Source organism: Nocardioides caricicola (assembly GCF_039541135.1).
GTDB classification, from domain to species: domain Bacteria; phylum Actinomycetota; class Actinomycetes; order Propionibacteriales; family Nocardioidaceae; genus Nocardioides; species Nocardioides caricicola.
The window spans coordinates 200,297-225,918 of sequence record NZ_BAABFQ010000005.1; the positions used below are offsets into that span (position 1 = coordinate 200,297).

Consider the following 25,622-nt stretch of genomic DNA (forward strand, 5'->3'; position numbering starts at 1 on the left):
GGATCAGCCCCGCTTCTGCTTGACGATCTGCTCCTGCTCCTCGTCCTCCAGCGCCTCGACCGGGGCCTCGTGGCCCACCTTGATCGAACCGCCGTCAGAGGTCTCGAACTGGTCGAGGAAGGAGTCGTACGCAGCCACGAGCGACTCTTCGTCCTCGAACTTCTGCGTCTCGCGGATGCCGCCGAGGATGCCGGCGTGCGAGCGCTTCAGGAAGTCCAGGAACTCCTGCTCGAAGCGGATGACGTCACCGGTGGGCACCTTGTCGAGGCGACCGGTCGTGCCGAGCCACAGCGAGACCGTCATGTCCTCGAGCGAGTACGGCGAGTACGCCGGCTGCTTGAGCAGTGCCATCAGGCGCTGGCCACGGTCGAGCTGCTGGCGCGAGGCGGCGTCCAGGTCGGAGGCGAACATCGCGAACGCCTCCATCGCGCGGAACTGCGCGAGGTCGACCTTGAGCGAGCCGGTGACGGCCTTCATCGCCTTGGTCATCGCGGCACCACCCACGCGGGACACCGAGACACCGACGTCGATCGCGGGACGCTGGTTGGCCGCGAACAGGTCCGACTGCAGGAAGATCTGGCCGTCGGTGATCGAGATGACGTTGGTCGGGATGAACGCCGAGACGTCGTTGGCCTTGGTCTCGATGATCGGCAGACCGGTCATCGAGCCCGCGCCCAGGTCGTCGGACAGCTTCGCGCAGCGCTCCAGCAGGCGGGAGTGCAGGTAGAAGACGTCGCCCGGGTAGGCCTCACGGCCCGGCGGGCGGCGCAGCAGCAGCGACACGGCGCGGTAGGCCTCGGCCTGCTTGGTCAGGTCGTCGAACACGATGAGGACGTGCTTGCCGTCGTACATCCAGTGCTGGCCGATGGCCGAGCCGGTGTACGGCGCGAGGTACTTGAAGCCCGCGCTGTCGGACGCCGGGGACGCGACGATCGTCGTGTACTCCAGCGCGCCGGCGGCCTCGAGCGCGCCGCGCACGGAGGCGATGGTCGAGCCCTTCTGACCGATCGCGACGTAGATGCAGCGCACCTGCTTCTCCGGGTCACCGGAGTCCCAGTTCTGCTTCTGGTTGATGATCGTGTCGATCGCGATCGTGGTCTTGCCGGTCGCGCGGTCACCGATGATCAGCTGGCGCTGGCCGCGGCCGATCGGGGTCATCGAGTCGATGGCCTTGATGCCGGTCGCGAGCGGCTCGTGGACCGACTTGCGCTGGACCACGCTGGGAGCCTGGAGCTCGAGCGCCCGGCGACCGCTGGTCTCGATGTCGCCGAGCCCGTCGATCGGGGTGCCGAGCGGGTCGACGACGCGGCCGAGGTAGCCGTCGCCGACGGGCACCGAGAGGATCTCGCCGGTCCGGCGGACCGTCTGGCCCTCCTCGATCTTGTCGAAGTCACCGAGGACGACGACACCGATCTCCCGGGTGTCCAGGTTGAGCGCGATGCCCAGCGTGCCGTCCTCGAACTCGAGCAGCTCGTTGGCCATCGCCGAGGGCAGGCCGCTGACCCGCGCGATGCCGTCGCCGGCCTGCGCGACCGTGCCGACCTCCTCCTTGGAGGCGGCGTCGGGCTGGTACTCGGAGACGAACCGCTGCAGCGCGTCCCGGATCTCGTCCGGACGGATCGAAAGCTCCGTCATATCTGCGTCCCTACTCTCTTGGGCTCTGCCGTTGGTCTGGCTGGGTGTGTTCTGCGTACGTGGGGCTGGTGGCCTCAGCCGGCCAGCTTGCGTCGGGCGTTGTCGAGGCGGGCGGCCACGGTGCCGTCGATGACGTCGTCACCGATCTCGACCCGCAGCCCGCCGAGCAGCGCGGGCTCGACCTCGACGTTCAGGTGCACGGGGCGGCCGTACTGGGTGCTGAGCGCCTCCGCGAGACGGGTGCGCTCGGCGTCCGAGAGCTCCCGGGCGGTGCGCACCAGCGCGACGCCCTCGCCCTGGGTCGCCGCGGCGACCTTCTGGAACTCGGTGATCGCGGCGTGGACCGACCGGAAGGAGCCCGCGAGCGACTGCTCGACGAGCGTCACGGTGGCCGGCAGCGCCTTGCCCTCGAGCAGCTGCCGGAGCAGACCGCCCTTGTCCTCGCGCGAGCGCGCGGGGTCGGACAGCGCGATGCGCAGGTCGGCGTTCGAGTTGACGGCCTGGCCGACGACGAAGAGCTCGTCGGACAGTCGCGCCGCCGCGGGCCGCCCGGCGGACCGGACGACGGCGATCACGCCGAGGTGCTCGAGCGTGTCGGCGAGGTCGCGGGCGGCGAGCCACCGCAGCCCCGCTCCCTCGGCGAGGAGGTCGACGGCGGCCGGGCTGGCCTTGCCGTCGAACAGCCCGTGGACGAGGTCGGCCTTGGCCTGCGCCGGCGTCGACACGTCGGTCAACGTACGGCGCAGGGCCGGCTCGCTGCGGAGCAGCTCGGCGAGACCGAAGAGGTCCCGGCCGAGCTCCGCGAACTGCTCGAGCGTGATGCCGTCCTTGTCGACGCGCTCACCGAGAACCTGCAGCGCCTCCGCGGAGGAGCCACGCAGGGAGCTCAGGGGCTGGACCATCAGCTCGCCCCGTTGCCGGCGGCCTGCGACGCCTCGATGGTCTCGAGGTCGGTCAGGAAGCGCTCGACCACGCGCGAGGAGCGCTCGTCGTCGTCGAGGCTCTCGCCCACGATCCGGCCGGCCAGGCTGGTCGCGAGCGTGCCGACCTCGGCCCGCAGCGAGGTGATCGCCTGCTGGCGCTCGGCCTCGATCTGCGTCTTGCCGTGCTCGACGATGCGGGACGCCTCGGCCTGGGCCTGCTCCCGCATCTCCGCGACGATCGCGGCGCCGTGCTCACGAGCCTCCTCGCGGATGCGAGCGGCCTCGTGCCGGGCGTCGGCGAGCTGCTGCTCGAGCTCGGCGAGCTTGGCGTCCGCCTCCGCCTGCTTGGTCTCGGCAGCCTCCAGGCCACCTTCGATGGCCTTGGTGCGCTCCTCGAAGGTCGTCTCGAAGTTCGGCACCACGAACTTCTTCACGGCGAAGAAGAGGATGCCGAAGACGACCAGGGAGAGGCCGATCTCCACCAAGTGCGGGAGGAGCGGGTTGAGCTCGTGCTCCTCGGCCTCTTCGGCCGCGCGCACCACGAGCGGCGCGATCAGTGCTTGCATGGCAGGTCCTTCCGGGGTCCTACGTCAGAAGCCGGTCGGACCGGTCAGAGAACGAACGCGAGGGCGATACCGATGATCGCGAGCGCCTCGGCGAGCGCGAAGCCCAGGATCGCGATCGACTGCAGGCGGCTCTGGGCCTCCGGCTGACGGGCGACACCGCTGATGTAGGCGGCGAAGATCAGACCGATGCCGACGCCGGGGCCGATCGCAGCGAGGCCGTAGCCGATCATGTTGAGGTTGCCGTCCACGGCTATTCCTTTCGGTTGTTACTACTGGTGTGGGATAGGAGAGCTTGCTGGGTGGTGCTGGTCAGTGCTCTTCGGCGATGGCGCCGGAGATGTACATCGCGTTCAGCAGGACGAACACGTACGCCTGCAGGAACTGGATCAGGACCTCGAGCAGCGCGACGGCGATGAAGAGGACCCAGGCCAGGAGGCCGACGCCGATGTAGGCGCCGCCCATCTCGGTGATGAGGTACTGGCCGCCGAGCGCGAACAGGATGAGCAGCAGGTGGCCCGCGAACATGTTGCAGAACAGACGGAGGGCCAGGGTGACCGGGCGGACCAGGATGTTCGACATGAACTCGAGCGGCACCAGTAGCAGGAGCATCGGGCCCTTGATGCCCGGCGGCACCGTCTGGTGCTTGATGTAGCCGAAGAACCCGTGGCGCTTGATGCCGGCGGCGTTGTAGATCAGCCAGCTCAGGATCGCGAGGCTGTAGACCATGCCCGAGCGCGAGAACGTCGGGAACTGCAGGAACGGGATGGTCGCGAAGAGGTTGTTGACCAGGATGAAGAAGAAGAGCGTGAAGAGGTAGGGCACGTACTTCGCGAAGTCGTGGCTACCGATGATCTCGCGGCCCACGGAGTTGCGGACGAACCCGTAGGCGCCCTCCCCCACGAACTGGAGCCGGCCCGGCACCATCGCCTTGCGGCGCGAGGCGGCCCAGAAGAGCGCGAAGACGACGACCGCGGCCAGGACGAGCTGGAGCATCGGCTTGGTGACGCCGAGCACGAACTCCTGCCCGAACATCGTGAAGGTCTCGTGACTGCCACCGATCGCCGGCAGGTCGAAGTCTGCCGGCGAGGGCGGCGTGAAGCCATCGCTGCGCACCACGGCTGCGTAGGTCACCGATTCTCCTCTTAGTTCTGTTCGTGCTGGTCGTGCGAGCTGTCAGGTGGAAGTGCGCGGTTGAAGCGGCTGAAGGTCAGGTAGATGCCGAGTCCCGCGCCGAAGATGATCCCGATCGCGACGATGTAGTCGGTACCGAGCCATCGGTCCAGCAGCCACCCCAGGAACCCGTAGAACGCGACCCCCGAGACGACGTACCCGAACGCGTGCCACGGATCGCCTCTGGGGCGATCGTCGTGAGGCGCAGCCGACGGATCCTGCTGACTCATTGCGCCCCGGACAATAGCAGTCGGCTCCGGTCATCGTTCACCACCCTCCCGGGTGCCGGCCGCCAGGGCGGGCGACGCCTGCTCGGGCAGGTCGTAGATGGGGATCCAGCGGTTCGTGGCGAGCACGATCTGCACCGTGAGCCAACCCAGGGTGCCGACGATGACCGTGCCGCCCAGCCACTCCCGCGAGATGGTCTCGTCGAGCAGACCGGAGCCCGAGAGCGCGACGAACACGAGGCCCATCGCGAGCACCTGCAGGGTGTAGGTCAGGAGCGCGAACATCAGCGCCGCCGCCGGCATCAGGCTGGCCACGGCGTTCACGGCGAGCGTCCCGAAGCCGAAGACGCCGACGACGATCACGGTGCCGACCAGGGCGCCGTACGCCGCCGCCGAGCCGGAGACGAGCGCTCCGAGGAGCGCCGCGAGAAGACCGAGCACCAGCGTCGCCGACGCCGTCCGCACGAGCGCGACCGCGTTGCGGTCACGGGGTGCGCGGGTGGTCTCGGTCGTCATGGGGGCGGCCGTCCTGGTGGGCGATGGTGCAGCGTCCGGAGTGGCCCTCAGGACGCTTGTGAAAAGTAGCACAAGGTCTGACGCGGTAGAAAACGGAACGATCCAAAGCGCTTCCGAGGCGTCAGGTGGTGCTCTCCGCGCGGCTGTGCGGCGCGTGCAGCTTGGGCAGGACGAAGGTCATCGCGACCGTCACGACCGCCATCGCGGACACCGACGCCCACATCCACTCCTCGTCCGGGTAGAGGCTGATCAGCACGGTACCGAACGCGACGAGCGCCGCCCACATCCACATGATCAGCACCGCCCGGCGGTGGGAGTGCCCGATCTCCAGCAGCCGGTGGTGCAGGTGCTGCTTGTCCGGCGCGAACGGCGACCGGCCGGCGCGAGTGCGCCGGACGACCGCGAGGACCAGGTCGAGCATCGGGATGATGAGGATCGACAGCGGCAGCACCAGCGGCAGCAGCATCACCAGCAGGCTGGCCTGGGAGCTGCCCCCGCTCTCGCTGAGCTGGTCGGGGGTGAACTGGCCGGTGAGGGTGACCGCGCTGGCCGAGAGCACCAGCCCGATCAGCATCGAGCCGCTGTCGCCCATGAACAGCCGCGCCTGGTGGAAGTTGTGCGGGAGGAAGCCGACGCAGGCGCCGGCCAGCGAGATGCTCAGCAGCGCACCGGTCGTCGCCAGGGTCAGCCCGTTGATGTTGGCGAGCTGGTAGCAGAAGACGAAGTACGCCAGCGCGCCGATGCCCACCACCCCGGCGGCGAGGCCGTCGAGCCCGTCGACGAAGTTCACCGCGTTCACGGTCGCGACCACGACGAAGCCGGTGAGCAGCGCGCCCTGGGCAGGGTCCAGGGTGAACTGGGTGCCGTCGCGCCCGGCGAAGAAGACGTACTGGATCCCGAACGCGATGAGGAAGCCGGCGGCGAGCACCTGTCCCCCGAGCTTGGTCAGCGCGTCGATCTCGAACAGGTCGTCGAGCACCCCGACCGCGCAGATCAGCGCTCCGGCGATCAGCACGATCGCGGCGTCGTGGAACACCAGGGTCCCGCTGGTGCTGAGGAACGGCAGCTCGCGGGCGACGAGGTAGGCCGCCACGAGGCCACCGAGCATCGCCAGCCCGCCGAGGTACGGGATCGGCACGGCGTGCACGTCGCGGTCGCGGACCTTCGCGACCGCGCCGGTGCGCAACGCGATCTCCCGCGCGATGACCGTCAGGAGGTACGTCGTCGCCGCGGCGACGAGGAAGACGAGGAGGTACTCCCGCAACGCCTCAGCCTTCGTCCGTGAGCGTCGCGCCCAGGGGCTCGAGGACCTCGTTGAGCTGGGCGAGCGACAGCGCACCGAGACGCAGCACCCGGCCCTGGTCGCCGGTCACGTCGACGATCGTGGACGCCTCGCCACCCGGGGACTCCCCCGCGTCGACGACGACGGCGACGTCGTCGCCGAGCATGTCGACCGCCTGGTCCGCGTCGGTCGCGGCCGGCATCCCGGTCTTGTTGGCGGAGCTGACCGCCAGCGGGCCGGTGCGCTCGAGGATCTCGCGCGCCACGTCGTGGTCGGGCATGCGCACCGCGACCGTGCCGCGCGTGTCGCCGAGATCCCACTGCAGCGACGTCTGCTGGTGGCACACCAGGGTCAGCGGGCCGGGCCAGAACGCCTCGACCAGCGCGCGGGCGTAGCCGGGCACCTTGATCGCGAGCGCGTCGAGCGTGGTCGCGGAGCTGATCAGCACCGGCGGCGGCATCTCGCGGCCGCGGCCCTTGGCGGCCAGCAGGCCGCGCACGGCGGCGGGGTCGAAGGCGTCCGCGCCGATGCCGTAGACGGTGTCGGTGGGCAGCACGACGAGCTCGCCGCGCTGGACGGCCAGGCTGGCCGCCTCGACCGCGGCCTCCCGTTCCTCGTCGGTGCCGGTGGGGTAACGCTCGCTCACTGTGCCTCCTGTTCCGGAGGTCATCGTGCCAGTCGCGCGGTCGTGAAGCGCGCGCGGCCCGCGAGGTCGGCGTGGTCGCGCACGTCGGCCCACCGGCCGGTGGCCGCGAACACGGCCGGCGCGGACTCGCCCTGGACGTCGGCGTGCTCGAAGCCGACGACTCCCCCGACGCGCAGCAGCAGCGCGGCGCGCTGCTCGAGCACCCGGATCGCGTCCAGCCCGTCGGCGCCGGAGAACAGCGCCAGGTGCGGGTCGTGGTCGCGGGCCTCGGGCGCGACCGACTCCCACGCCTCGAGCGGGATGTACGGCGGGTTGCAGGTCAGCACGTCCACGCTGCCGGCCAGCTCCTCGAACGCGGTGGCCATGTCGCCGAGCCGCAGCTCGACGCCGGTGCCGGCCAGGTTGCGGGCGGCCCAGGCGTGCGCGGGCTCGTCCAGCTCGACGGCGTGGACCACCGCCGTCGGCACCTCGTCGGCGATCGCCTTGGCGACCGCCCCGGAGCCGGTGCACAGGTCGACGACCACGGGCCGCTCGAGCGCGGAGGCCCGCTCGATCGCCCAGCCGGCGAGCAGCTCGGTCTCGGGCCGGGGCACGAAGACGCCCGGCCCGACCGCGAGCTCGACGTGACGGAAGTACGCCGTACCGGTCAGGTGCTGCAGCGGCTCCCGCGCGGCGCGCCGGGCGACCAGGTCGTCGTACGTCGCGAGCGCGGCGGCCGGCACCTCGTCGACCAGCGGCAGCCGGGACCGCGTCGTGCCGAGCACGTGCGCGAGCAGCTCCGCCGCGTCGTGCTCCGGGCTGGCCACCCCGGCGGCGCGGAGCCGGTCGACGGCCGCCGCCAGGACGGCTCGCCGCTGCGTCACTGGTCCAGCGCCTCGAGCTTCGCGGCCAGGTCGGCCTCGATGCAGGAGTCCAGGACCGGCTGGAGGTCGCCGTCCAGGACCTGGTCGAGGTTGTAGGCCTTGTAGCCCGTGCGGTGGTCGGAGATCCGGTTCTCCGGGTAGTTGTAGGTGCGGATCCGCTCGGAGCGGTCGACCGTGCGGACCTGGCTGCGGCGGGCCTCACCCGCCTCGGCGTCGGCCTTCTCCTGCGCCGCGGCGAGGATCCGGGCGCGCAGGATCCGCATCGCCGCCTCGCGGTTCTGCAGCTGCGACTTCTCGTTCTGGCAGCTCGCGACGATCCCCGTCGGCACGTGCGTGATCCGGACCGCGGAGTCGGTGGTGTTCACGCTCTGTCCGCCCGGCCCGCTGCTGCGGTAGACGTCGATGCGCAGGTCGTTCTCGTCGATCTGCACGTCGATCTGCTCGGCCTCGGGGAACACCAGGACGCCGGCGGCGCTGGTGTGCACGCGGCCCTGCGACTCGGTCACCGGCACCCGCTGCACGCGGTGGACGCCACCCTCGAACTTCAGCAGCGCGTACGGCGCCGTCCCCGGCTCGGACGCGCCCTTGGCCTTCACCGCGACCGTGACGGACTTGTAGCCGCCGAGGTCGGACTCGGCCGCGTCGAGGACCTCGACCTTCCAGCCGCGCGCCTCGGCGTACCGGGTGTACATGCGCAGCAGGTCGCCGGCGAACAGCGCGGACTCCTCGCCGCCCTCCCCCGACTTCAGCTCGAGGATCGCGTCCTTCTCGTCGGTCTCGTCGCGGGGCACCAGCAGTCGCCGCAGGCGCTCCTCGGCCTCGGGCAGCCGCGCGGTCAGCACCTCGGCCTCCTCGCCGAACGCCGGGTCCTCGGACGCGAGCTCGCGGGCGGCCTCGATGTCGTCGCCGAGCTGCTGCCACTCGCGCCAGGCGCCGATGATCGACGACAGCGTGGAGTAGCGCTGGTTCAGCTGCTTGGCGAGCCGGGGGTCGGCGTGCGTCTCCGGCTCGGCCAGCCGCGCCTCGATGTCGGCGTGCTCGGCGAGCATCCCCTCAACGGCCTCGAACATCGGTGCTCCTCGTCGACGTGGTGGGTCCAGCGAAATGACGAGCGCCGGTCCCCGCACGTGGCGGGAACCGGCGCTCGGTCGGAGCTACTTGGAGGCGTCGGCCTTCTTGGCGTAGCGGGCCTCGAAGCGGGCGACGCGGCCGCCGGTGTCGAGGATCTTCTGCTTGCCGGTGTAGAACGGGTGGCACTGCGAGCAGACGTCGGCGTGGATCGAGCCGGAGGTCGCGGTGCTGCGGGTGGTGAACGACGCGCCACAGGTGCAGGTCACCTGGGTGTCGACGTACTCCGGGTGGATGTCCTTCTTCATGGTGTCCTCTCCTCGGCCGCCGGGTCGCCTCTCCCTCTGAGAAGGCGTGAACCGGAGCCAGCCAGTAATTCTGGCACGAGACTCAACGCCGCGGTAATCGAGGACATTCCCTCGTCAGCTGCGCCGGGTGAACGCCGGCACGATCCGCGGGCCGTCGCTGTCCAGGTCGCTCCCGAGGGTCAGCCCGGCGGCCTCGGCGAGCTCCTCCTCGGCGAGCCGGTCCTCCTCCGCGGCCAGCTCGTGCGGCATCGGCGCGGGCAGGCCGTCGGCGTGGTGCTGCAGGCGCACGGTCACCGTGGTGCCGGTGCCCTCCTCGGAATCGATGACGACGTCGCCGGCGTGCTTGTCGACGATCGTCTGCATGATCCGCAGGCCCAGGCCGGTGCCGGCGATCTCGTTGTGGATCGCGTTCGACGCCCGGAAGAAGCGGGTGCCGAGCCGGTCGATCTCCGCGGCCGGGATGCCGATGCCGTGGTCGGTCACCGAGACCGCCACCTGCCGGCCCTCCTGGGTGAGGTCGACCTCGACGGTCCCGCCCTCGTGGCTGAACTTCACCGCGTTGGTGACGACGTTCAGGAACGCCCGGTGCAGCATCGCGCGGTCGCCGAGCACGGGGACGACGGCGTCCGGCATCGCCACGTCGATCTTGATCGAGCGCCGAGCGGCGGTGATCCGCACGTCCGTGACCACCTCGCGCACGAGCAGCGCGAGGTCGATCGGCTCCATCTCGGTCGCCCTGGCCTCGGCCTTGGACAACGCGAGGAGGTCGTCGATGAGCAGCTTGAGCCGGGTGACGTTGCGCCGGGTCGCCTCGAGCATCCGCTCGTGCCGCGGCTGCATCTGGTCCTCGAACTCGTCGGCGACCAGCTCGAGGTAGCCGCTGATGGTGGTGAGCGGGGTCCGCAGCTCGTGGGAGACGTTCGAGACGAAGTCGTCGCGGGCGGTGTCGAGGGAGCGCAGCTCGTTCTGGATCCGGCCCTCGACCGCGCGCGCCCGCGCCGTGCCGTCGGCGAACTCGTTGAGCGCCGACGCGACGGCCCGGACCTCCTTCGGCCCCTTGAGCTCGGCGCGCACGTCGTGCTCGCCCTTGGCCATCCGGTGCACGACCTGCTCGAGGTCCAGCAGCGGCTCGGAGAGCTCGGCGAGCAGCTTGCGGCGCGACTGCGCGATGACGTACCACGCGGCGAGCGCGAGCAGCACGACCGCGAGCACCGTCCCCTTCAGGCGGAACGACGCGTCCGCGCTGGCCTGCCGGACCCGGCTGTCGAACGCCTGGGTGGTGGCCTGGTGGGCGCTGCGGATCTGGTCGAACGCCGCGGACCCTGCCTTGGCCTGCTGCGCGGTCGGGGCCCGGCCCGCCTCCGCGTCCATCACCGGCTGCGCGTAGGTGTCGATCCACCGGGCGGCGGCGCGCTCCTGACGGACGACGAGCAGCTCGAGCTCGTTGTCACCGTCGGCGAAGCGGCGTACGACCTGCTGGTCGGCCGGGAGCCGGAGCAGCGCCTGCTCGTAGTCGTCGGCGGCACTCTCCACGCCCGACCCCGACCAGGCCGCGGTTGCCGCGGACATGTCGGTGAGGTCCTGGTAGACCTGCTGGTTGGCCGCGGCCGCCGGCTGCAGGTCGTGGGTGAGGTAGTTGACGGCGTTGGTGGAGAGCACGACACCGGTGACCGCGATCGCCGCCATCAGGGCAGCCATCACCGACACCCGCAGGATCACGGGTTGGACCAGTCGCGCGACCGGCCGGCCTCCACTCATCGTTCGTCACATCCCCCGGGCGCGCCCGTGAACACCCACTTCGACAGTGCACCCCCGCACCGCCCCCTCCGGGGAGGGTACCGCCGCCAGCGGCGCCGTATCTCGCGAATCGCTCAGGTCGAGCGCGAGAGCAGTGCCTGCACCCGCGAGGCGAGCTCGCGAGGACTGAACGGCTTGGTGATGTAGTCGTCCGCGCCGGAGTCGAACCCGGTCTCGACGTCGGACTCCTGGGCCCGTGCCGTGAGCAGGATGACCGGCAGGTCAGCCAACGCCGGATCGGCACGGATCGCACGGATCGCGTCCAGGCCCGAGACCCCCGGCATCATCACGTCGAGCACCGCGAGGTCGGGGCGCTGGGCCTGGCAGGCCTCCACCGCCGCCGCCCCGTCCGAGACCGCCACGACGTCGTGTCCGAGTGTCGACAGCTTGAACTCAACGAGCTCACGGATGTCGACGTCGTCGTCCGCGACCAGGATCCGAGCCAACGGGTTCCCCTTCCCTTCAGGCATGTGCGTGCGCAGCCTATCCGGCATCGGCCGGACCGGCAGGTCAACCTACGAGCTCGTCCGGTCAGTCGTCTCGACCGGTGGGCGCGGTGGGCGTGGTCTTCTGGATCTGCATCAGGAACTCGATGTTGTTCTGCGCCTTCTTCAGCCGCTCGAGCAGCAGCTCGAGCGCCTGCTGACCGTCGAGGCCGGAGAGCACGCGCCGCAGCTTCCAGACGATCGCGAGCTCCTCCTCGCTGAGTAGCAGCTCCTCCCGGCGGGTTCCGGACTGGACGGCGTCGATCGCCGGGAACAGCCGCTTGTCCGCGAAGTCCCGGCGCAGCCGGATCTCCATGTTCCCGGTGCCCTTGAACTCCTCGAAGATGACCTCGTCCATCTTCGAGCCGCTCTCGATGAGCGCGGTCGCGAGGATCGTCAGCGAGCCGCCGTTCTCGATGTTGCGGGCCGCGCCGAAGAACTTCTTCGGCGGGTACAGCGCCGCCGAGTCGACGCCACCGGACAAGATCCGGCCGCTGGCCGGCGCCGCCAGGTTGTAGGCACGGCCGAGCCGGGTGATGCCGTCGAGCAGCACGACCACGTCGTGACCGAGCTCGACGAGCCGCTTGGCCCGCTCGATGGCGAGCTCCGCGACCATCGTGTGGTCGCCCGCAGGCCGGTCGAACGTCGAGGAGATGACCTCGCCCTTCACCGACCGCTGGAAGTCCGTGACCTCCTCGGGGCGCTCGTCCACGAGCACGACCATGAGGTGGCACTCGGGGTTGTTCGCCGCGATCGAGGACGCGATGGACTGCATGACCATGGTCTTGCCGGCCTTGGCCGGCGACACGATCAGCCCGCGCTGGCCCTTGCCGACCGGCGCGGCGATGTCGATCACGCGGCCGATGAGGTTGTCCGGCGTGGTCTCCAGGCGCAGCCGCTCGGTCGGGTACAGCGGAGTGAGCTTCGAGAAGTCCACCCGGTGCTTGGCGGTCTCGGGGTCGGCGCCGTTGACGGCGTCGATGCGGACCATCGGGTTGAACTTCTCCTTGCGCTCGCCCTCGCGGGGCTGGCGCACCTGACCGACGATCGCGTCGCCACGGCGCAGGCCGAACTTGCGGACCATCGACAGCGAGACGTAGACGTCGTCGGTGCCCGGCAGGTAGCCGCTGGTCCGCACGAACGCGTAGTTGTCGAGCACGTCGAGGATGCCGGCCGCGGGGACCAGCACGTCGTCCTCGAGGATCGTGGTGTCCGGCTCGTTGCGCTGCCCGCCCACGCTCGGGGCGCCCGTCCGGTCCCGGTCCCGGCCGCGGCGGCGCCGGTTGCGCCGGCTGCCCTCGCCCTGGCCGTCGTCCTGGTTCTGGTCCCGGTTCTGGTCCCGGTTCTGGTCCCGGTTCTGCTGCTGGTTCTGGTTCTGCTGCTGGTTCTGGTTCTGCTGCTGGTTCTGCTGGCGGCCCTGGTCGCGCTGGTTCCGCTCGCCCGCCTCGGCATCCTTGCCGTGGTCCTTGCCGTGGTCCTTGCCCTGGTCCCGGTTCTGCTTCTCCTGCCGCTGCTGCTTGTCCTGGCGCGGCTTCTTCTCCGACTTCTCGGCCGGCCGGTCCTCGCCCTGAGGCTGCTCCTGCGCGGGCTGCTCCTGCGCTGGCTTCTCCTGCGCCGGCTTCTCTTGCGCCGGCTTCTCCCGGGCGGGCCGCTCCTGGGCCGGCTGCTCCTGGGCGGGCCGGTCCTGGGCGGGCCGGTCCTGGCGGGCCTTGATGGCCTCCACCAGCTGCGCCTTCTTCATGGAGCCGGCGCCCGAGATCCCCATCCCGCTCGCCATCGCCTTGAGGTCGGCGAGCAGCATGGAGTTCAACCCGCCGCCGCGCTTCTTGCCCGGCTTGTCGGCCGGCTGCTCGGCGGGGGCTTCGATGGTTTCGGTCACGTGAGGTCCTTCCCACGTATCAGTGCCGAGACGGCGAGCGCCGTCGGCTGCTGGTCACGGCTTCCTCGCCCGCGCACGGGCGTGCGAACGAAGTCGCACCGATGAGAGAGGAAGAGTCGCACGACAGAGTGCGTGCGCACCGCCAAGATACACCGCGACGCCGATCCTCGTCAGAGGACCCGCGCGCCGTCCCGGTCGACGTGCAGGTGGTGAGCCGCCCAACCGGCCGGACAACGGGCGGTGAGCGCCGGCGCGCCCGAGGCGTCGGTGAACGCCAGGACGGTCGGACCGGCGCCGGACACCGTCGCCGCGACCCCGTCGGCGCGGAGCGCGTCGACCAGGGCCAGCGACTCCGGCATCGCCGGGCGCCGGTAGTCCTGGTGCAGGTAGTCGCGGGTGCCGCGCCACAGGTGCTCGGGCTGGCTCGCCAGAGCCGCCACCAGCAGCGCCGTACGGCCGGCGTCGGCGGCGGCGTCCGCGTGGGGGACGTCGGCGGGGAGCAGGCCGCGGGCGACCTCGGTCGACACCGGCGTCGGCGGGACGAACACGACGGCCTCGACGCGCGGGTCGACCGGCGAGCCGACGGAGTAGAAGTCGTCCTCGCGGCCCGAGATCTGGAAGCCGCCGTAGAACGCCGGCGCGACGTTGTCGGGGTGGCCCTCGATCCGCGCGGTGAGCGCGAACGCCGCGTCGTCGTCCATCAGCAGCGTGCCCCCGGCGACCAGCGCGCGGGCGAGCACCACGCCGGCCACGATCGCCGCCGAGGACGAGCCGAGGCCGCGGGCGTGCGGGATCACGTTGGCGCAGGAGAGCCGCAGTCCGGGCGGCTGGGCGCCCATCGCGTCGAACGCCGCGCGCATCGACCGGACCACAAGGTGCGACTCGTCGCGGGGCACGGCGTCCGCGCCGGAGCCGGTGACCTCGACGACCAGCCCCGAGCCGGTCACCTCGGCCTCCAGCTCGTCGCGCATGGTCAGCGCCAGGCCGAGCGAGTCGAAGCCGGGACCGAGGTTGGCCGAGGTCGCCGGGACGGAGACCCGGACCGGGCCCTCGACGTACCTAGTCATTTCCGGCTTTCATGCCAGGCCGGCAGCCGCCGCTGCCGCGGCCACGTCGGCGTCGACCACGACGTCGACGACGGTGCCGCCGCTCTCGGTGAACCCCTCGAGCGCGGTGACGGTGTCCTTGAGCCCGTGACCGGTGACGGTGATCGCGACCGTGCTGCCCGTGTACGACTCGCCACCGGCGAGCTCCTGCAGCAGTCCGGCGATGCCGGCGGCGGACGCCGGCTCCACGAACACGCCGTCACGCGAGGCGAGCTCGCGCTGCGCGGCGAGGATCTGGGCGTCGGTGACCGACGCGAAGCGGCCGCCGGACTCGTCGCGCGCCGCCTCCGCGAGCTTCCACGAGGCGGGGTTGCCGATCCGGATCGCGGTCGCGCGGGTCTCCGGGTCCGGGAACGGCTCACCGGTCACCAGCGGGGCCGCACCCTCGGCCTGGAAGCCGCGCACCACCGGGGTCTTGGTGGCCTCCCCCAGGTCGAAGTACTGCGTGTAGCCCAGCCAGTACGCCGAGATGTTGCCGGCATTGCCGACCGGGAGCAGGTGATAGTCGGGCGCGTCGCCGAGGAAGTCGACGATCTCGAACGCCGCGGTCTTCTGGCCCTCGAGCCGGACCGGGTTCACCGAGTTCACCAGCGCGACCGGGTAGTCCCACGCCAGGCCCTTGGCCATCGCCAGGCAGTCGTCGAAGTTGCCGCGCACCATGATCACCTGGGCGCCGTGCAGGATCGCCTGGGCCATCTTGCCGGCCGCGATCTTGCCCTCGGGCACCAGCACCAGCGGCTTGAGGCCCGCCTTCGCGGCGTACGCCGCCATCGACGCGGACGTGTTGCCGGTCGACGCGCAGACGACGGCCTGGGCGCCGTCGTGCTTGGCGACCGAGATCGCCGCGGCCATGCCGCGGTCCTTGAAGGACCCGGTCGGGTTGTTGCCCTCGACCTTGAGCCAGACCTCGGCGCCGGTCAGTCCCGACAGCCACTCGGAGAACACCAGCGGCGTGCCGCCCTCACGCAGCGTGACCGCGACCGTGCCCTCGGGGATCTGCAGCAGGTCGCGGTACTCGTCGATGACCCCGCGCCACTGGTGGGTCCGGCTCATTCACTCGCTCCTTCAACACGCATCACCGAGGTGACCTCGCGGACGATGTCCATGCCGCGCAGGTGCTCGACCGTGGCGGACAGCTGGGCGTCGGTCGCCTCGTGCGACACGACGACGAGCTGGGCGTCCGCGTCGCGGCCCTCCTGGCGCACGGTCTGGATCGAGACGCCGTTCTCGGCGAACGCCAGCGCGACCGAGGCGAGCACGCCGGCGCGGTCGTCGACGTCGATCGCGACGTGGTAGCGGGTGACGGTCTCCCCCATCGGCAGCACCGCACGGTCGGCGTACGCCGACTCGCCGGCGCCGCGCGTGTCGGCCAGCCGGTTGCGCGCGACCGTCACGAGGTCGCCGAGGACCGCGGACGCGGTCGGGGCCCCGCCGGCGCCGGGGCCGTAGAACATCAGCTGGCCGGCGGCCTCGGACTCGACGAACACCGCGTTGTACGCCTCGCGCACCGAGGCGAGCGGGTGCGACCTGGGGATCATCGCCGGGTGCACGCGGACGGCGACGGCGTCGTCCTTCAACTCGCAGATCGCCAGCAGCTTCACGACGCTGTTCATCTCGACCGCGGACTGCACGTCGGCCGCGGTGACCTCGGTGATGCCCTCGCGGTAGACGTCGGCCGCGGTGACGCGGGAGTGGAACGCGAGCGAGGCGAGGATCGCGGCCTTGGCGGCGGCGTCGAAGCCCTCGACGTCGGCGGTCGGGTCGGCCTCGGCGTACCCGAGCTCCTGGGCCTCCTCGAGCGCCTCGGCGAAGCCGCTGCCTGCGGTGTCCATCTTGTCGAGGATGAAGTTCGTGGTGCCGTTGACGATGCCGAGCACCCGGGTGACCTTGTCGCCGGCGAGCGACTCCCGCAGCGGGCGCAGGATCGGGATCGCACCAGCGACCGCGGCCTCGTAGTAGAGGTCGCGGCCGGCCTTCTCGGCGGCCTCGAAGAGCGTGGGGCCGTCCTCGGCGAGCAGCGCCTTGTTGGCGGTGACCACGGACTTGCCGCTCTCGAGCGCGGCCAGGATCAGGGAGCGGGCCGGCTCGATGCCGCCGATCACCTCGATCACCAGGTCGACGTCGTCGCGCGTGACCAGCGCCGTCGCGTCCGTCGTCAGCAGCCCGTCGGGCACCTCGACGTCGCGCGGCGCGTCGAGGCGGCGCACGCCGACCCCGACGAGCTCGACCGGTGCGCCCACCCGGGCCGCCAGGTCGTCGGCCTGCTCACCGAGCAGGCGGACCACCTGCGAGCCGACCGAGCCGCAGCCCAGCACCGCCACCTTCAGTGGCTTGTCGCTCTCCATTACTGATCACCCATGTCCGTTGCCAACAGGTCGTCCTCAGTCTCTCGTCGTACGACGACGCGCGCGACTCCGTCCCGCACCGCGACCACCGGCGGCCGGAGCGCGTGGTTGTAGTTCGACGCCATCGAGCGACAGTAGGCGCCGGTGCCCGGGACCGCGAGCAGGTCGCCCGGCCGCACGTCGCCGGGCAGGAACTCGTCCTTGACCACGATGTCGCCGGCCTCGCAGTGCTTGCCCACGACCCGCGACAGCACGGGCGCCGCGTCGGAGGCGCGCGAGGCGAGCGTGCAGGAGTAGTCGGCGTCGTACAGCGCGGTGCGGATGTTGTCGCTCATGCCGCCGTCGACGCTGACGTAGGTGCGCACCGCCCCACCGTCGAGCTGCACCTGCTTCACGGTGCCGACCGTGTAGACCGTGCACATCGCCGGGCCGACGATCGCGCGACCGGGCTCGATCGAGAGGTGCGGCTCGGGGATGCCCAGCGCGCGGCACTCGTGCTCGACGATCTTGCTCATCTCCGTCGCGAGCTGCGCCGGGTCCGCCGGGTCGTCCTGGGTCGTGTACGCGATGCCGAAGCCGCCACCCAGGTCCATCTCGGGCAGGGTGACGTTGAGCTCCTCGGAGATCCTGGCCTGCAGCGCGAGCACCCGGCGCGCGGCGACCTCGAAGCCGGACGAGTCGAAGATCTGGCTGCCGATGTGCGAGTGCAGGCCGAGCAGCTCGAGACCGGGCACGGCGAGGACGCGGCGTACCGCCTCCATGGCCTGGCCGTTGGTGATCGAGAAGCCGAACTTCTGGTCCTCGTGGGCGGTCGCGATGTACTCGTGGGTGTGCGCCTCGACGCCGGCGGTCACGCGGATCATCACGCGGGAGGTCATGCCCTCGGCGGTGATCGACGCCAGCCGCTCGATCTCGTCGAACGAGTCGACGACGATCCGGCCGACGCCCACCGAGACCGCGCGCCGCAGCTCCATCAGCGTCTTGTTGTTGCCGTGGTAGCCGATCCGGGCGGGGTCGACGCCGGCGCGCAGGGCGACGCTCAGCTCGCCGTTCGAGCACACGTCGAGGCTGAGTCCCTCGTCCTGGACCCACCTCGCGACGGCGGTGCAGAGGAACGCCTTGCCGGCGTAGAACACCTCGTAGTCCGAGAACGCGTCGCGGAACGCCCGCGCGCGGGACCGGAAGTCGGCCTCGTCGAGGACGTACGCCGGGGTGTTCACGTCGGCGACCAGCTCGGGGACGGCCAGTCCGCCGACGTGCAGCTCGCCGTCGACCTTCTGCGCGGTGGTCGACCACAGGTGCGGCACCAGGGCGTTGGCATCGCCCGGAGCCTGCAGCCAGGCGGGACCGCGGAGGGCGCCGGGCGCGTGCGCCCAGCCGGCTTCGTGGCTCACATCCGCTCCGGGGCGGAGACGCCGAGCAGCGCGAGGCCGTTCGCGAGGACGGTGCGCGCCGCCACGGTGAGCATCAGCCGCGCCTCGTTGATCGGCGCGACCGGCTCGTCGCCCTGCGGCAGCATCCGGCACTCGCGGGTGTCGTACCACCGGTTGAACACCGAGGTCGTGTCCTCGAGGTAGCGCGCGACCCGGTGCGGCTCGCGCAGCTCGGCCGCGCTGGCGACCACCCGCGGGAACTCGGCGAGGGCGCGGAGCAGCTCGCCCTCCTTCTCGTGCGACAGCAGCGCGGGGTCGAAGTCGTCGGGGAGCGACATGCCGAGGTCGGCGGCGTTGGCCATCATCCGGCAGCTGCGGGCGTGGCCGTACTGCACGTAGTAGACCGGGTTGTCGTTGGACTGGCTCGCCCACAGGTCGAGGTCGAGGTCGATGTTGGAGTCCGAGCTGTAGCGGGTCAGCGCGTAGCGGGCGGCGTCCACGCCGATCGCCTCGACCAGGTCGTCGATGGTCACGACCGTGCCGGCCCGCTTCGACATCCGCACCGGCTCGCCGTCCTTGAGCAGGTTCACCATCTGCCCGATGAGGATCTCGAGGTTCTTGCCCGGCTCGTCACCGAAGGCGGCGCACATCGCCATCATCCGGCCGACGTACCCGTGGTGGTCGGCGCCGAGCATGATGAAGCAGCGGTCGAACCCGCGCTCGCGCTTGTCGAGGTAGTAGGCCAGGTCGCCGGACAGGTAGGCGCCGGTGCCGTCGGACTTGATGATCACGCGGTCCTTGTCGTCACCGAACTTCTCGGTGCGCAGCCAGATCGCGCCGTCCTGCTCGTAGGTGTTGCCGAGCTCGGTGAGCCGGGCCACCGCGCGGTCGACGGCACCGCTCCTGTGCAGGTTGTTCTCGTGGAAGTAGACGTCGAAGTCGACCCCGAACTCGTGGAGGCTCTTCTTGATCTCCTCGAACATCATCTCGACGCCTTCGGCGCGGAAGACCTCCTGCGCCTCCTCGTCGGAGAGGTCCTTGACCTGCGGCGCCTTGGCGACGACCGCGGCAGCGATCTCGTGGATGTACTCGCCGCCGTACCCGTCCTCCGGGGCCGGCTCGCCCTTGGCGCTGGCCAGCAGCGACCGGCTGAACCGGTCGATCTGGGCGCCGTGGTCGTTGAAGTAGTACTCCCGGGTGACGTCCGCCCCGGCCTTCTCCATGATCCGGCCGAGCGCGTCGCCGACGGCCGCCCAGCGCACGCCGCCGATGTGGATCGGCCCGGTCGGGTTGGCGGAGACGAACTCGAGGTTGACCTTCTCCCCCGCGAACGCGTCGTTGGCGCCGTACGCCGCCCCCGCCTCGACGATCTGCGCCGCGACGATGCCCTGGGCACCGGCCGCGACGGTGATGTTGAGGAAGCCCGGGCCGGCGATGTCGACGCCGGCGATCCCGTCGGTGGCCTCCAGGCCCTTCTGGACCAGGGTCGCGAAGTCACGCGGGTTCATCCCGGCCTTCTTGGCCAGCTGCAGCGCGACGTTGGTCGCGTAGTCGCCGTGCCCCTTCTGGCGCGGGCGCTCCACCGTCACTGTGGTCGGGACGCCGTCCGGCAGGGTGATCGCACCCTCGGTGGACAGCGTCGTCAGCACGTCGACGATCGCGGTGGAGAGCTGCTCAGGGGTCACCGGCCAAGGGTATCGGCGCGCGACTGCGGGGCTCGCATCCATATCCGCCGTGGGACGCCCGACCCGATTGCGCGGCGGTCGCTCCTCGGCTGTAGGGTGACGCGCAGCCGCTCAGCGGCGATGCCTCCGTAGCTCAGGGGATAGAGCACTGGTTTCCGGTACCAGGAGTCGCAGGTTCGAATCCTGCCGGGGGCGCCCCATCGGCCGTCCACAGGGCGGCCGTTCTCCATTTCGCCGTGGGATCGAAGCGATAGTCCCTCACGTTCTGGCTGCCGACACGCCGTGCAGGACGTGCAAAACGTTAGGGACTATCCCACGAGACCGCCCGCTAGCAGCGCTCGATGGTCGCGTCCTTGCGGGCCTGGTCGCCGTAGCTGCGGGCCTGGGCGGTGAAGGGCAGCACCACGCTGGCGCCGCCCACGTTGCCGATGCTGCCCTGCACCACGCAGGTGGTGATCTTGCTCGGGACGACGTGCGCGACGGCCTGCGCGAGACGGAACAGCTCGGCCGGCGAGAGGTTCGTCGACAGGTGCTGCATCGCGGTCAGGACCCCGCGGTCGATGAAGCCGGGCGATGCCGCGCGCTCACGGACGCGCGTCTGGATGCCGCGCAGCACGCGCTGCTGGTTGGCCGAGCGGTCGAAGTCACCGCGGATCAGGTTGTACCGGATCCGGGCGTACACCATCGCGTCGTACCCGCCGAGGCGGATCGGGCCGGTGCCGAAGCCCTTCGGCTTGAGGTTCGGGTCCGAGAACGCGACCGGGTTGCGCACGGTGATGCCGCCGATGTCGTCGACCATCGCCTGGAAGAACTTGAACCGGCTGACCATGACGTAGTCGGGCTGGATGCCGACCAGGTCGCCGACGGCCTCCCCCAGCAGCTGCGGGCCGCCGAAGAAGAGCGCTGCGTTGATCTTGTCGTAGCCGTGGCCGCGGATCGGGACCCACGAGTCGCGCGGAATGCCGATGGCGGTGGCGGCGCCGGTGCGGGTGTCCATGCCGATCAGCTGCAGGGCGTCGCCGCGGGTCCGGGTCATGTCCTGCCCCGGCCGGGCGTCCGAGCCGACCGCGAGGATCCAGATCAGGTTCGGGTCGACGTCCACCCCGTCGGCCCGGTCCAGCTTCACGAGCGCCACCTCGGTGCTCTTCACCGCGGAGCCGGGCACCACCACGGCCAGGACCAGCAGCGACAGCGCGACCGCGCCGAGCCGGACGAGTCGCCGGAGCATCACACCGCCCCCTTCGTCATGTCGTAGCCGAAGACCTGCCAGCCGCCGTCTCCGTGGGTCAGGTAGAGCCGGCCCTGCACCCGGACGGCGCGCTCGACCTGCCCGGTCGTGCGGAACCCGACCAGGACCCGGGCGGTCACGGCCTGGGCGCGCTGCTTGACCGACAGCACGTCGAGCACCACCCGGCTGCGGCGCAGCTCGACGCCGTCGATCCGGTGGCCGATGTCCTGGTTGCTCATGAGGGCCCGGTCGCGCTTGGCGAGCGCCCGGGCGCCCGCGGTGAAGCCGGGCCACGCGTCGGCGAAGTCGCGCCGGGGGTACGCACCGCCGACGTACGCCGCCTGCGTCCAGCCGTCCACGACCGCGCCGACCGCGGCGACCACCTTGGCCCGCTCGGGCTTCGGGAGGCGGCCGGTGAGCTTGCCGATCACGACGGTCGTCTCGACCGCTGGGACGGCCGGCGCCGACGACGAGGGTGCCGCGGCCGGCTCGTCGGGCTCGTCGTCCGAGCCACTGCAGGCACCCGCCGCGAGCGTGAGGACGAGCGCGAGCGCCGTGGCGCCGGCCCGTCGCCGAGCGGTACTTCTCATCGGTCCGAGACTCCCCACTTGCCGTCGTTGTTCCCGGCATTGAACGTGACTTCCGTGTGGCCCGTCGCACACCACGCCGAATTGGCACCCTTCACCCTGCATTTGCTGGGGTGGGGGTCTAGCCTTGACGACTGAAACTCCCCCGCGCACGTACCGGAAGAGGCGAAACAAGCCGTGCCGCATTCCCCAGGCAACCAGTCCGACACCCCCTCCGCCGACTTCGGCGCCAACGAGTGGCTCGTGGAGGAGATGTACGACCAGTACCAGCGCGATCCAGGCAGCGTGGATCCCACCTGGGTGAAGTACTTCCAGAGCAACGGCAAGGCCGCGAGCGCGACGAACGGCACCACCCAGTCCAACCAGGCTGCGCCCGGCCAGGCGGCGCCGGCCGCTCCCGCGCAGCCGAAGCCGGCCCAGGAGCAGGCCCAGCAGCGGCCCCAGCAGCAGGTCGAGCACAAGGACCCGACGCCGACGCCCGCCCCGGTCGCCAAGCCGCGCCCGGAGACCAAGGCCGCGGAGCCGGCCAAGGGCACCAGCAACCCGATGCCCAAGGAGTCCAAGCCGGCCGCGCCGGCGCCGGCGAAGGACCAGCCGACGTACACCGTGCTGCGCGGTGCCCCGGCCCGCACCGCCCAGAACATGGACGCCTCCCTGACCGTGCCGACCGCGACGTCGGTCCGCTCGGTCCCGGTGAAGCTGCTGTGGGACAACCGCACGGTCATCAACAACCACCTCGCCCGCGCCCGCGGCGGCAAGGTGTCGTTCACCCACCTGATCGGCTACGCGCTGGTCAAGGCGGTCCGCTCGATGCCGGAGATGAACGTCGGTTTCGAGGTCGTCGACGGCAAGCCGAACCTCGTCACGCCCGCCCACATCAACCTCGGTCTCGCGATCGACGTCCCGAAGCCGGACGGCTCGCGCCAGCTGCTCGTCCCGAGCATCAAGGCCGCCGAGTCGATGGACTTCGCGGGCTTCTGGACCGCCTACGAGGAGATCGTCCGCAAGGCGCGCGACAACAAGCTGACGATCGAGGACTTCCAGGGCACCACGATCTCGCTGACCAACCCCGGCGGCATCGGCACCAGCCACTCGGTCCCCCGCCTGATGACCGGCCAGGGCGCGATCATCGGCGTGGGCGCGATGGAGTACCCGCCCGAGTGGCAGGGCGCGTCGGAGGACGCGATCGCGCGCAACGCGATCAGCAAGGTCATGACGCTGACCTCGACGTACGACCACCGCGTCATCCAGGGCGCGCAGTCGGGCGAGTTCCTGAAGCGGGTGCACCAGCTGCTGCTCGGCCAGGACGAGTTCTACGACGACATCTTCCGCTCGCTGCGGATCCCCTACGAGCCGATCCGCTGGGCCGCTGACATCTCCACGTCGCACGACGACGAGATCAGCAAGCAGGCCCGGATCCTCGAGCTGATCCACGCCTACCGCGTGCGCGGGCACATGATGGCCGACACCGACCCGCTGGAGTACCGCCAGCGCAGCCACCCCGACCTCGAGGTCGAGTCGCACGGGCTGACCCTGTGGGATCTCGACCGGGAGTTCGCGACCGGCTCGTTCGGTGGCGAGGGCCGCCGCTTCATGAAGCTGCGGCACATCCTCGGCATCCTGCGCGACTCGTACTGCCGCACCACCGGCATCGAGTACATGCACATCATGGACCCCGAGCAGCGCCGCTGGATCCAGGAGCGCGTCGAGCAGCCGCACACCAAGCCGCCCCGCGAGGAGCAGCTGCGTATCCTGCTGAAGCTCAACCAGGCCGAGGCGTTCGAGACGTTCCTGCAGACCAAGTTCGTCGGCCAGAAGCGCTTCTCCCTCGAGGGCGGCGAGACCACGATCCCGGTCATCGACGAGATCTGCGAGGCGGCCGCCGAAGCCGGCCTCGACGAGGTCGCGATGGGCATGGCGCACCGTGGCCGGCTCAACGTCCTCGCGAACATCGTCGGCAAGAAGTACTCCCAGATCTTCCGCGAGTTCGAGGGCAACATCGACCCGCGCACCGTGCAGGGCTCCGGCGACGTGAAGTACCACCTCGGCGCCGAGGGCGAGTTCGAGGCGGGCTCGAAGGACCGGATCAAGGTCTCGGTCGCCGCGAACCCGTCGCACCTCGAGGCCGTCGACCCGGTCCTGGAGGGCATCGCCCGCGCCAAGCAGGACGTGCTCGACCGTGGCGCGGAGTACCCCGTCCTCCCGCTGCTGGTCCACGGCGACGCCGCGTTCGCCGGCCAGGGCGTGGTCGCGGAGACGCTCAACCTGTCGCAGCTGCGTGGCTACCGCACCGGCGGCACGATCCACCTGGTCGTCAACAACCAGGTCGGCTTCACCACCTCGCCCGGCTCGTCGCGCTCGTCGCTGTACTGCACCGACGTCGCACGGATGGTGCAGGCGCCGATCTTCCACGTGAACGGCGACGACCCCGAGGCGTGCATCCGCGTCGCACGGCTTGCGTTCGAGTACCGCCAGGCGTTCAACAAGGACGTCGTCATCGACCTGGTCTGCTACCGCCGCCGCGGTCACAACGAGGGCGACGACCCGTCGTACACGCAGCCGCTGATGTACGACCTGATCGAGCAGAAGCGCTCGGTCCGCAAGCTCTACACCGAGTCCCTCATCGGTCGTGGCGACATCACGATCGAGGAGGCCGAGCAGGTCCTGCGCGACTACCAGCAGCAGCTGGAGCGGGTCTTCACCGAGGTCCGCGAGGCGAGCACCCAGCCGTCGGAGTGGACCACGGTCCCGGACTACCCGGACAAGCCCGCGGGCGAGGCGAAGACCGCGGTCTCCAACGAGGTCATGAAGCGGATCGCCGACGCGTACGTCACCCCGCCGGACGGCTTCACCGTCCACCCGAAGGTGATGCCGCAGCTGCAGCGCCGGGCCGCCGCGATCGCCGACGGCCCGATCGACTGGGGCACCGGCGAGATCCTCGCCTTCGGCTCGCTGCTCATGGAGGGCCGCCCGGTCCGCCTGGCCGGCCAGGACTCGCGCCGCGGCACGTTCGTGTCCCGCTTCGCGACCATCATCGACCGCACCAACGCCGACGAGTGGACGCCGCTGACCTCGCTCACCGAGGACCAGGCGAAGTTCTACGTCTACGACTCGCTGCTGTCGGAGTACGCCGCCCTCGGCTTCGAGTACGGCTACTCCGTGGCACGTCCCGAGGCGCTGGTGCTGTGGGAGGCGCAGTTCGGCGACTTCGTCAACGGCGCCCAGACGGTGATCGACGAGTTCATCACCTCGGGCGAGACGAAGTGGCGCCAGCAGTCCGGCGTCGTGCTGCTGCTCCCCCACGGCTACGAGGGTCAGGGCCCGGACCACTCCTCGGCGCGCATCGAGCGGTTCATGACGATGGCCGCCGACGACGCGTTCACCGTGGCGCAGCCGTCGACGCCCGCGTCGTACTTCCACCTGCTGCGCCAGCACTCGCTCGGCGAGGACCACAAGCCGCTGATCGTGTTCACGCCGAAGTCGATGCTGAAGCGCAAGGAGGCTGCGTCCACGCCGGACGAGTTCACCTCCGGCACGTTCCGGCCGTTCATCAGCGACGCCACCGCCGACCCGAACGAGGTCGACACGCTACTGCTGTGCTCCGGCCGGGTCACGTGGGACCTCATGGTCGAGCGTGCCAAGCAGGAGAGCTCCGGCCGCTTCGCGATCGCGCGCATCGAGCAGCTGTACCCGCGGCCCGAGGCCGAGATCCGCGAGGAGATCGCGCGGTTCCCGAAGCTCAAGGCCGTGCGCTGGGTGCAGGACGAGCCGGCGAACATGGGCCCGTGGCCGCACTACGCGGTCAACGTCTGGCCGCACGTGGACGCCCAGGTCGAGCTCGTCGGCCGCCCGGAGTCCTCCTCCCCCTCGGTCGGCACGGTCAAGCGCCACACCGAGGAGCAGAAGGACCTGCTCGCCCGCGCGTTCAGCTGA

23 protein-coding genes and 1 tRNA gene are annotated in these 25,622 nt (G+C 70.8%); 2 read left to right on the forward strand and 22 right to left on the reverse strand.

What is annotated here, in order from left to right; translation table 11 throughout:
• Positions 1 to 3: 3 nt before the first annotated feature.
• The 20 genes from atpA to argS all read right to left on the reverse strand — a co-directional run bounded on the left by atpA (position 4) and on the right by argS (position 19,874).
• Positions 4 to 1,635, reverse strand: coding sequence for a F0F1 ATP synthase subunit alpha (gene atpA, locus ABD875_RS09275; RefSeq protein WP_345173704.1), 1,632 nt, complete (start codon positions 1,633 to 1,635; stop codon positions 4 to 6).
• Between the two features lie 74 nt (positions 1,636 to 1,709).
• Positions 1,710 to 2,537, reverse strand: coding sequence for a F0F1 ATP synthase subunit delta (locus ABD875_RS09280; protein ID WP_345173706.1), 828 nt, complete (start codon positions 2,535 to 2,537; stop codon positions 1,710 to 1,712).
• A complete protein-coding gene (locus ABD875_RS09285) occupies positions 2,537 to 3,124 on the reverse strand; it encodes a F0F1 ATP synthase subunit B (RefSeq protein WP_345173708.1) in 588 nt (195 codons plus the stop codon). The genes ABD875_RS09280 and ABD875_RS09285 overlap by 1 nt, the downstream gene beginning before the upstream one ends.
• Positions 3,125 to 3,168: 44 nt before the next feature.
• Positions 3,169 to 3,372 (reverse strand): ATP synthase F0 subunit C, encoded by a 204-nt coding sequence (gene atpE / locus ABD875_RS09290; RefSeq protein WP_056908071.1) that lies wholly within the window; start codon positions 3,370 to 3,372, stop codon positions 3,169 to 3,171.
• 61 nt (positions 3,373 to 3,433) lie between these two features.
• Complete coding sequence (atpB, locus tag ABD875_RS09295) at positions 3,434 to 4,255, reverse strand: F0F1 ATP synthase subunit A (protein ID WP_345173716.1); 822 nt, start codon at positions 4,253 to 4,255, stop codon at positions 3,434 to 3,436.
• Between the two features lie 11 nt (positions 4,256 to 4,266).
• Positions 4,267 to 4,524 (reverse strand): AtpZ/AtpI family protein, encoded by a 258-nt coding sequence (locus tag ABD875_RS09300; RefSeq protein ID WP_345173719.1) that lies wholly within the window; start codon positions 4,522 to 4,524, stop codon positions 4,267 to 4,269.
• Positions 4,525 to 4,554: 30 nt separating this feature from the next.
• A complete protein-coding gene (locus ABD875_RS09305; RefSeq protein WP_345173721.1) occupies positions 4,555 to 5,037 on the reverse strand; it encodes a hypothetical protein in 483 nt (160 codons plus the stop codon).
• A gap of 121 nt (positions 5,038 to 5,158) precedes the next feature.
• The gene (locus ABD875_RS09310) at positions 5,159 to 6,301 is read right to left on the reverse strand and encodes a glycosyltransferase family 4 protein (protein WP_345173723.1); all 1,143 of its coding nucleotides are present in this window, start codon (positions 6,299 to 6,301) and stop codon (positions 5,159 to 5,161) included.
• A gap of 4 nt (positions 6,302 to 6,305) precedes the next feature.
• Entirely contained in the window at positions 6,306 to 6,965 is a 660-nt protein-coding gene (locus ABD875_RS09315; protein ID WP_345173725.1) for an L-threonylcarbamoyladenylate synthase, read from the reverse strand.
• 20 nt (positions 6,966 to 6,985) lie between these two features.
• Positions 6,986 to 7,828 (reverse strand): peptide chain release factor N(5)-glutamine methyltransferase, encoded by an 843-nt coding sequence (prmC, locus tag ABD875_RS09320; protein ID WP_345173727.1) that lies wholly within the window; start codon positions 7,826 to 7,828, stop codon positions 6,986 to 6,988.
• The gene (gene prfA, locus ABD875_RS09325) at positions 7,825 to 8,898 is read right to left on the reverse strand and encodes a peptide chain release factor 1 (RefSeq protein WP_345173729.1); all 1,074 of its coding nucleotides are present in this window, start codon (positions 8,896 to 8,898) and stop codon (positions 7,825 to 7,827) included. The genes prmC and prfA overlap by 4 nt, the downstream gene beginning before the upstream one ends.
• An 84-nt stretch (positions 8,899 to 8,982) precedes the next feature.
• Positions 8,983 to 9,204 carry a 50S ribosomal protein L31 gene (rpmE, locus tag ABD875_RS09330; RefSeq protein ID WP_345173731.1) on the reverse strand — a complete coding sequence of 74 codons (222 nt, stop codon included), beginning with the start codon at positions 9,202 to 9,204 and terminating at the stop codon, positions 8,983 to 8,985.
• A gap of 114 nt (positions 9,205 to 9,318) precedes the next feature.
• Positions 9,319 to 10,923 (reverse strand): sensor histidine kinase, encoded by a 1,605-nt coding sequence (locus tag ABD875_RS09335; protein ID WP_345173733.1) that lies wholly within the window; start codon positions 10,921 to 10,923, stop codon positions 9,319 to 9,321.
• 152 nt (positions 10,924 to 11,075) lie between these two features.
• Complete coding sequence (locus ABD875_RS09340; RefSeq protein ID WP_243058227.1) at positions 11,076 to 11,471, reverse strand: response regulator transcription factor; 396 nt, start codon at positions 11,469 to 11,471, stop codon at positions 11,076 to 11,078.
• Positions 11,472 to 11,532: 61 nt separating this feature from the next.
• Positions 11,533 to 13,365 carry a transcription termination factor Rho gene (gene rho / locus ABD875_RS09345; RefSeq protein WP_379188198.1) on the reverse strand — a complete coding sequence of 611 codons (1,833 nt, stop codon included), beginning with the start codon at positions 13,363 to 13,365 and terminating at the stop codon, positions 11,533 to 11,535.
• Positions 13,366 to 13,535: 170 nt separating this feature from the next.
• A complete protein-coding gene (gene thrB, locus ABD875_RS09350; RefSeq protein WP_345173737.1) occupies positions 13,536 to 14,432 on the reverse strand; it encodes a homoserine kinase in 897 nt (298 codons plus the stop codon).
• A 9-nt stretch (positions 14,433 to 14,441) separates the two neighbouring features.
• Entirely contained in the window at positions 14,442 to 15,524 is a 1,083-nt protein-coding gene (gene thrC / locus ABD875_RS09355; protein ID WP_345173739.1) for a threonine synthase, read from the reverse strand.
• Positions 15,521 to 16,816, reverse strand: a complete 1,296-nt coding sequence (locus tag ABD875_RS09360) for a homoserine dehydrogenase (RefSeq protein WP_345173740.1) — start codon at positions 16,814 to 16,816, stop codon at positions 15,521 to 15,523. Before ABD875_RS09360 ends, thrC begins: the two co-directional genes overlap by 4 nt.
• Positions 16,816 to 18,210 (reverse strand): diaminopimelate decarboxylase, encoded by a 1,395-nt coding sequence (gene lysA, locus ABD875_RS09365; RefSeq protein WP_345173742.1) that lies wholly within the window; start codon positions 18,208 to 18,210, stop codon positions 16,816 to 16,818. The genes ABD875_RS09360 and lysA overlap by 1 nt, the downstream gene beginning before the upstream one ends.
• The gene (argS, locus tag ABD875_RS09370; RefSeq protein ID WP_345173744.1) at positions 18,207 to 19,874 is read right to left on the reverse strand and encodes an arginine--tRNA ligase; all 1,668 of its coding nucleotides are present in this window, start codon (positions 19,872 to 19,874) and stop codon (positions 18,207 to 18,209) included. Before argS ends, lysA begins: the two co-directional genes overlap by 4 nt.
• Positions 19,875 to 19,996: 122 nt before the next feature.
• On the opposite strand from argS, the gene ABD875_RS09375 reads away from it, so the two are divergent.
• Positions 19,997 to 20,069: transfer RNA gene (locus ABD875_RS09375), tRNA-Arg, on the forward strand.
• Between the two features lie 133 nt (positions 20,070 to 20,202).
• Here the strand turns inward: ABD875_RS09375 and ABD875_RS09380 are convergent.
• Together ABD875_RS09380 and ABD875_RS09385 are read right to left on the reverse strand one after the other, a co-directional pair.
• On the reverse strand, positions 20,203 to 21,102 hold the full coding sequence (locus ABD875_RS09380) for an LCP family protein (protein ID WP_345173746.1): 900 nt from the start codon (positions 21,100 to 21,102) through the stop codon (positions 20,203 to 20,205).
• Positions 21,102 to 21,692 carry a hypothetical protein gene (locus ABD875_RS09385; RefSeq protein ID WP_345173748.1) on the reverse strand — a complete coding sequence of 197 codons (591 nt, stop codon included), beginning with the start codon at positions 21,690 to 21,692 and terminating at the stop codon, positions 21,102 to 21,104. Before ABD875_RS09385 ends, ABD875_RS09380 begins: the two co-directional genes overlap by 1 nt.
• 174 nt (positions 21,693 to 21,866) lie before the next feature.
• Between ABD875_RS09385 and ABD875_RS09390 the strand changes: the two genes are divergently transcribed.
• The gene (locus ABD875_RS09390) at positions 21,867 to 25,622 is read left to right on the forward strand and encodes a multifunctional oxoglutarate decarboxylase/oxoglutarate dehydrogenase thiamine pyrophosphate-binding subunit/dihydrolipoyllysine-residue succinyltransferase subunit (RefSeq protein ID WP_345173751.1); all 3,756 of its coding nucleotides are present in this window, start codon (positions 21,867 to 21,869) and stop codon (positions 25,620 to 25,622) included.

Excerpts from the sequence above, each read along its gene's own strand:
- rpmE (WP_345173731.1), bottom strand. The coding sequence starts at position 9,204 with ATGAAGAAGGACATCCACCCGGAGTACGTCGACACCCAGGTGACCTGC.
- atpA (WP_345173704.1), bottom strand. The coding sequence starts at position 1,635 with ATGACGGAGCTTTCGATCCGTCCGGACGAGATCCGGGACGCGCTGCAG.
- ABD875_RS09285 (WP_345173708.1), bottom strand. The coding sequence starts at position 3,124 with ATGCAAGCACTGATCGCGCCGCTCGTGGTGCGCGCGGCCGAAGAGGCC.
- ABD875_RS09305 (WP_345173721.1), bottom strand. The coding sequence starts at position 5,037 with ATGACGACCGAGACCACCCGCGCACCCCGTGACCGCAACGCGGTCGCG.
- thrC (WP_345173739.1), bottom strand. The coding sequence starts at position 15,524 with ATGAGCCGGACCCACCAGTGGCGCGGGGTCATCGACGAGTACCGCGAC.
- ABD875_RS09280 (WP_345173706.1), bottom strand. The coding sequence starts at position 2,537 with ATGGTCCAGCCCCTGAGCTCCCTGCGTGGCTCCTCCGCGGAGGCGCTG.
- ABD875_RS09300 (WP_345173719.1), bottom strand. The coding sequence starts at position 4,524 with ATGAGTCAGCAGGATCCGTCGGCTGCGCCTCACGACGATCGCCCCAGA.
- ABD875_RS09380 (WP_345173746.1), bottom strand. The coding sequence starts at position 21,102 with ATGCTCCGGCGACTCGTCCGGCTCGGCGCGGTCGCGCTGTCGCTGCTG.
- ABD875_RS09360 (WP_345173740.1), bottom strand. The coding sequence starts at position 16,816 with ATGGAGAGCGACAAGCCACTGAAGGTGGCGGTGCTGGGCTGCGGCTCG.
- ABD875_RS09340 (WP_243058227.1), bottom strand. The coding sequence starts at position 11,471 with ATGCCTGAAGGGAAGGGGAACCCGTTGGCTCGGATCCTGGTCGCGGAC.
- prfA (WP_345173729.1), bottom strand. The coding sequence starts at position 8,898 with ATGTTCGAGGCCGTTGAGGGGATGCTCGCCGAGCACGCCGACATCGAG.
- thrB (WP_345173737.1), bottom strand. The coding sequence starts at position 14,432 with ATGACTAGGTACGTCGAGGGCCCGGTCCGGGTCTCCGTCCCGGCGACC.
- ABD875_RS09385 (WP_345173748.1), bottom strand. The coding sequence starts at position 21,692 with ATGAGAAGTACCGCTCGGCGACGGGCCGGCGCCACGGCGCTCGCGCTC.